This is a genomic window from Nitrososphaera sp. AFS (assembly GCF_009898475.1).
In the GTDB taxonomy this organism is placed as follows: domain Archaea; phylum Thermoproteota; class Nitrososphaeria; order Nitrososphaerales; family Nitrososphaeraceae; genus Nitrosopolaris.
This window is the reverse complement of sequence record NZ_QURE01000083.1, coordinates 1-6,413: the sequence shown is the minus strand read 5'-3', so window position 1 is coordinate 6,413 and position 6,413 is coordinate 1. Positions and strand designations below refer to the sequence as shown.

Sequence of the window (6,413 nt, the reverse complement as noted above, 5' to 3'; positions counted from 1 at the left end):
AACATATTGTAGAAGATTACAAAAGTGAATTAACAAGCAATAAGAGAATAAAATTAGTATATGAAAATGATGCCCGAACGAGCACTAATAATATTAATCAGATGATAATTGCAGATAAAACGAGAATTGGACAAGTCATATCTAACCTAATTAGCAATGCAGCCAAATTTATCTCTGAAAACGGAAGTATATCGATAAAATTAAGAAATGATGCGGATCATGATGGCTTTATTACAGTTATTGTAAGGGATAGTGGTACTGGAATACATCCTAGCGTGATGTCAAGACTCTTCACAAAGTTTGCTACAATGCCTGGTACTGGGACAGGTACTGGTCTAGGACTATTCATTTCTAAAAGCATTATAGAAGTTCATGGGGGAAGGATGTGGGGAGAAAATAATCTGGATGAAAAAGGGGCTACTTTCTCTTTCAGCTTACCTTGCAAGTAAAATGATTGGCTAGTTGATTGATTGATTGGTTGAAGGAAAATTGAAAAATATATCAATTGGTGTGCTTCCTGTAGGGAACAATATTAAACAAAATTCGGCTAGAACTTTATAGTAACATTTTATTTATCAATTTCACACTAAGGCACGTCCCATTCCTAAACTCTATCCCTTACCTTTGACTTTAATGTTAACTTAATACTGAATTTGATCTTTCTACTACTTTCTATAAACTTGAATCAAATGAACCTTAGCGTCCAGCCTTGAATTCGATTGTGTAAGTTTTGAGGTAAAATGCATATTGCCTATTTGTAGAATCATATTCTATCCCATGATTACCATAGTTAGCAGCATCTACGTGTGAAGTTTTGTTTTCAATCAAGTATGTATGAGCTACACCACATCTTATGTCCTCGTATATATTTATACCTTGATTCTTCAGCTGGAGATAATAGATAGAATCGAGATAATCGCAAAGAAATTCATTAAATGATTTCTCGCCCTTTCATTCTTCAACCTCTACGCCTAGCCTCATCTTCCCCCAATATTCAGTATAGCAACATAGACCCAACGCTATTAGAAAATTTGGTGTTTCCTTCCAGTTGAGATTGATTATTTAATAGGCAGAGTTGTAGCGGAATTGGATTAATGTAACAGATGGAGGTAGATGCTTTGTTGCATGAATCTGATATTGGTCTTCTAACTCTGAAATTTTTGGCTAAAAAGAGTATTTGGTATTTGGTACATTCTTGAGGATTGCTAAAGTCATTGCCCCAGTCTTTGGGTTTGGATGGTAGAAGATACTGCGTCTCTATAATTCCTAGAATGAGTTTCAATTCAAATGTAGATATAAGAGTCATTTTTACAGCTTATCGTAATCCATACGAGAAGTGTGGCGGAGGCTTGTAATTCTGTGATACATGAATTGCTGCTTTACTTCTTACTCTTTAACTCCTTTAAGACCTCATTTAAATAAATCTTCATTTCATCGTAGGATTCTTCCAATTGCATCGTCCTTCTTTTTACCTCCTTTCTTAAAATGATATTCCACTTTCTAAGTAATATTATAAGAACCACGATAGCAACAGTACTTGCAGCTGCAAAAAATGGAAACAGCTTTATTCGCTGGATAGAAAGAACATTATTAACTATAGAATAGATTTGTGAGGTTGGTGTCACTACTTGTATGAAGAACGCTGACTTGCCATTTACAAATATAGGATAGCCGGTAGCTAATCTTTCGCCCCTCCCATAGTCATAGACTGCTGTCCCCCCATTACCTTCAAGCAGATTACGGGTTAAATTGTTCAAGATTTCATTGTGATTGATAAACTTCTGCGCAGAGTCTCCAAAAGAGCTCTGTCCCACAAGTATTCTACTTGCGCCATTGGCCAATATAGTCCCATTCTTGTCATAAGCTACCAGGAATTCTGAGTTAATATCGTTAACGTTTCCATAGTGAGCAAAAAACTTTTCAGTAAGTATTGATGCACCTATTATTCCAATGTATTTCTTGGTGTCCAGGTTTATTATAGGAATTGTGATGAAAATACGGTATAAATTCAGTGACTCGAAGCTATCAGAAAATACTGGCTGTAGAGTCCTTCTTGTCTCTGTTACCCAATCTTGAAATGATAGATCAGTACCAAGAAAGGTATATGCACCTGGTCTGGATAAGCTAACGGTTACGACATTATCCTTATTTAAAATAAATAGTCTATCTATTACATTGCTATATTGGATATATTTTTGTTCCAACAAATTTTTGGTCTTATCACTTGAAAGTTGTCCTTGCTGCAAATATATTGAGTTCGCCATCCCATCGAGCATACTCAGAACTAAACTAAGATCGGAGCCTATATGCTGAGAAACTTCTTTTGTAGATTCTATCTGACGCTGTTTTTGCTGTTCAAACAAGCTGTCTCTGAGATCATGCTCTGTAATATTTTGGAAGTAAAATAACAAGCCGTTTGAAAAGATAATAATTGAAATTATAGAAATAATAGATATCTCTCTTACTTTCCCGCTAAATAGATTCGTATGCATTCTTATCGTGGGAGGAGGACTAGGAGTATCTTAATCTTAATCGTTTTTTCCTCGAAAATATGATGTATTAGATCGAATTAATATACCTTATTAATTTATGTTGCGCTTAAGATTGACAATAGTTCCGTGGATTGAATTCATCGTCTAGGTCTATGTCAACCAACTAATCGAGCTTGTTTTTGCTTTGATTTCATTTTCCTGAATTTAATTTGAAATATTCAGCCCGAATAGTTTGGTTCACCTACAATGTCAAACTTGGTTCCATATTTCTTGATCTCCTCCATCATCATCTCCAAGTCCTCATATGAAAGAAAGTACTGATTAGATACCCATTCCCATTTATCATCACCAATTTCAAGGGGAATAATGTTCTCAATATATGAAATATAAACAAACACTTCTGATTATTTCAATTCATATACTTTGTGTATTACAGCCAAAGATAGGAAGCGCTTTCATAACCCACTCACCCTCCCATAGTTTGAAGCAATACAACATTATTTATATCGTATAAGAATTCAACTTTGTTTTCAGAATAGATGCGGATAGATTTAATTAGCTTTTCAATTTACTACTACCATCCCAAAACCTTTGCAGACTTTGCAGCAGCGTCCTGCAAAGCTTGCTTAGGATCTTTTAAACCATAGCTAACCTCATCTATCGCTTGTCGTATGTGTTGAGCGATAGCTGGATACTCTGGGACACTAGGTCTAGCTTGGCCATGAGGAATCATTGAAACCATCTCATCAAAAAATGGGATAGATTTCCTAAGTTGTTCAGCATACGTACCTGGACCTTGGCCTATGCTTATTTGTGTTGGAATTAAGCCCTGAGTAGCAATCCAAGGAGATAACACATCAGGTTCTAACATAATTTTAATCAGCTCCCATGCGAGGTCCTTGTGAGTTGAAGTCTTTGGAATTCCAAATTCCCATCCTCCCATCATCGTAGATGTCTGATTAATTCCACTAGGTACTGGAAACATTGGGATAAATCCTATGTCACTAAATTCTTGTTTTGGTATCCAAGACGGCATCCAAGACCCATCGATCATCACTGAAAAATTTCTATTTGCAAATTCTTTGCCGCCGAGCCACTTGTTTTGTGGCTTTATGCCTGCATCGATCTGAGCTTTGATAAACTCCATTGCTTTGACTCCTGCTGAGCTGTTATATGCTGGAAAGGGATGTCCATTCTTATAGGTCAGTATTTGTCCCCCAAGCATCCAAAGGTACGGATACCATACGTCAGAAGACTGATCAGCTGCAGCAAGATTGACTCCCTCTATACCTTGGGGCCGAAGAATGGAATTTAATTTTCTTGCAGATTCTATATAACCGCCCCACGTCTTTAAGGAGTTCGGATCAACTCCAGCTTTGTTCAATAAATCCTTCCAATACCAGATTCCCCTTACGTCAGTCCATGCCCATATACCATAAATTCTGTGATTATATGTCATTCCACCTAGGTTAGTTCCGTAAAAATCAGAAAGTTTTCCCCAGCTAGTAGTACGATTCGTAAGGTCTGTCATATATCCTTTTTGAGCAAACTCTCCAAGCCATATTTGGTCTATGGTTACGACATCAATAGAAGTTCCGTTAGCTATAGCCTTTAACAACTGATCGTGGGTACCATGAGTACCTGGGATCCGATCACTGGTCTCAACATACTTTACATTTATGTTAAGATTAGGATGATTGGATCTTAATTTATCAATGGCACTATCTAGTAAAGATTTTCCTTTATGGTTGTTAAAATCGTTAAACGTGATAGCCAGGCTTACATTTTGCTTTGGCTGCAGAGATGCCAGAACAGGCGATGGATTAATTATGAAATGTGATGAAATGCCTGTGAGTACTGTCGCACTGGCTATCACAATGGCCAGAACTGGACAGAATATAATTTTTCTCATTGCTGAAAAGGCATATTTATTATTATTATACTTTTCTTACTGACAAGAGTATTATGCTGTTCTGATAACAGGTCTAAGGTCTACTTCATGGAGGATTATGTAGCCATGCTTTGTTACCAGTTTAACATCTCCTATTACCGCAATGTTTCCATCTGTTACCAACATGTTACCTACTGCTACCACTATGTCCAAGCCTGTTGCCATGCTGTTACCAGGTAAGCCAGCCACCACCAACGCTAAGTAGTCGGTCTATCCTAGTTATCCACTCACCGCTATGAGTGTAACTGTGAATGTTAATCAGTATGCGTGCTCCTTACGCTTATGCTGGCGTGTTCTCTTGAATGACGTGAACTTCTCCTGACATACATAGTACCCGTCGTCCTTTCTGTGCTGAAATGTTGCCATCAGTGTAGTATATTGATCAGATTACCTTTTAGTGGTTTGTAGCTCTTGGTGTCTACATCTTGGAAGTTGGTTAAACATATCAACGGAGGAAGATGTTATCATACAACTCGATTCTAGAACTAACCAAACTCATGAACATATCAGAGATTGAAGACAAGATAGCAATATTTTTTAATTTTTCATTATTCATTTGTAAGGTATTCTTTAACTATGTGTTCTGGATTATCTACGAAACCTCTAATCTTCTATCTGATAGCTAAACTGTGGACAAAGTTGCATTTTTGTGAATAAACCTAGATTGGATGTCGAATTATTATAGTGATTCACCAGGTTCCACAGACAAAGAGCAATCAATTGAATGTTTCAATTGCAATTGGATCCAAGCATTTTGCTTTTCATCATCATCAACGGTACATTCGATCTTTATTTTAGTGGTCCCGTCTTTATCAACAAAGGCATCATACTCACAGCTATCACTAGAATCCGTCAGAATGTTGCGAAGGTCATTTTCCAATAAAGAAACATTCTCCGCAGATGATAGAATTTCTATCCTTACCGGAAGTCTTGAAAGACTGCTCATATACATTAGTGTTAATCTGAGTATTTATAGTTTTTATACTTTTAGGCTTAGATTTAATCAACAAAAATAGTATTATCGAAAATAACCTAATATTATCAAATAATTAACGTAGATGTTCAAACATTTCACAGAGTATTACAGACGTTAGATCCATGTGTGGTAGTATTAGCGGTGGAGGTATTAATGGAGGCGGTAGAATTTGTGATTGCGTTGCGGTTGTTTTTCATCATCAATCAAGGAAACAAAAGGACCCATCGAATTTATCGAAGCAGTAAAAAATGCTGCATGTAAAAGGAATGAACAACTTGCTGCATATTTTGGAAAGAAGTTGACTTTACGGGACAACTGGAAATTGAAAGCCGTTCGTGATATGCTTCTGAACAATCCATCGATAAAACCAGTAAATGACAAACCTCTAGTCCTTCTTTGGACTGGAGATGCGAATAGCCAAGTGGAAAGATCATCTAATGATGACAGATTAGTAAGAGGTGGTAATTCATGTGATGTATGTGATGTATGTGATGACAACATTTGCAGTGCAAATATTCCTAAAGTGGTGGAAACCGATCTGATCTTAGCAAATAGTACGACAGATTATCCTAGAAGAAACCACCAAGAAGGACAAAATGAATATTTTAACGCTGCATCGCATACCTCACATACATCACATGACCCTTTACAAGGAATAAAAGTTGAAAGGCTGGAAGATCCTAAAAATGGGTCCAGCAGGCAAAGATTCTCCTGTCCTCAATGCTCTTTCCAAACAGATACAGAGAATATTTATCAGCACCACATGATGACTGAACACCTTGCGACAACTAGAGAGTCTGGATAACCATACCAATTAGCTTTGCACAAAAAGGTGATTGACGAAAATGGATAGCAATAACACTGATCCAGGCAATGAAGCTAGTACTGAAACTAAATCACTTGTAGTGAATAAAAATGAAGCATCAGAATTAGACGAACTAACAATTATAAACGAATTGATTATCAATGAAGAATACGCAAGCTTAGTACCTCA

Annotated in this window: 7 protein-coding genes; 2 read left to right on the top strand and 5 right to left on the bottom strand. The window is 36.8% G+C overall.

Annotated elements, in window-relative coordinates; genetic code table 11:
- On the top strand, nucleotides 1-449 hold a 449-nt coding region (locus DYY65_RS08775; protein ID WP_201449423.1), incomplete at its 5' end, for a sensor histidine kinase.
- Between the two features lie 247 nt (nucleotides 450-696).
- Here DYY65_RS08775 and DYY65_RS12760 read toward each other — a convergent pair.
- The 5 genes from DYY65_RS12760 to DYY65_RS08750 form a co-directional block, all read right to left on the bottom strand.
- Nucleotides 697-828 (bottom strand): hypothetical protein, encoded by a 132-nt coding sequence (locus tag DYY65_RS12760; protein ID WP_255457501.1) that lies wholly within the window; start codon nucleotides 826-828, stop codon nucleotides 697-699.
- 551 nt (nucleotides 829-1,379) lie between these two features.
- On the bottom strand, nucleotides 1,380-2,492 hold the full coding sequence (locus DYY65_RS08770; RefSeq protein WP_162477588.1) for a cache domain-containing protein: 1,113 nt from the start codon (nucleotides 2,490-2,492) through the stop codon (nucleotides 1,380-1,382).
- Nucleotides 2,493-3,066: 574 nt separating this feature from the next.
- A complete protein-coding gene (locus tag DYY65_RS08760) occupies nucleotides 3,067-4,404 on the bottom strand; it encodes an extracellular solute-binding protein (RefSeq protein WP_162477586.1) in 1,338 nt (445 codons plus the stop codon).
- A gap of 51 nt (nucleotides 4,405-4,455) precedes the next feature.
- Nucleotides 4,456-4,638, bottom strand: coding sequence for a hypothetical protein (locus DYY65_RS08755; RefSeq protein WP_162477585.1), 183 nt, complete (start codon nucleotides 4,636-4,638; stop codon nucleotides 4,456-4,458).
- 484 nt (nucleotides 4,639-5,122) lie between these two features.
- On the bottom strand, nucleotides 5,123-5,389 hold the full coding sequence (locus DYY65_RS08750) for a hypothetical protein (RefSeq protein WP_162477584.1): 267 nt from the start codon (nucleotides 5,387-5,389) through the stop codon (nucleotides 5,123-5,125).
- A gap of 205 nt (nucleotides 5,390-5,594) precedes the next feature.
- On the opposite strand from DYY65_RS08750, the gene DYY65_RS08745 reads away from it, so the two are divergent.
- Complete coding sequence (locus tag DYY65_RS08745; protein ID WP_162477583.1) at nucleotides 5,595-6,224, top strand: hypothetical protein; 630 nt, start codon at nucleotides 5,595-5,597, stop codon at nucleotides 6,222-6,224.
- Nucleotides 6,225-6,413: the final 189 nt, after the last annotated feature.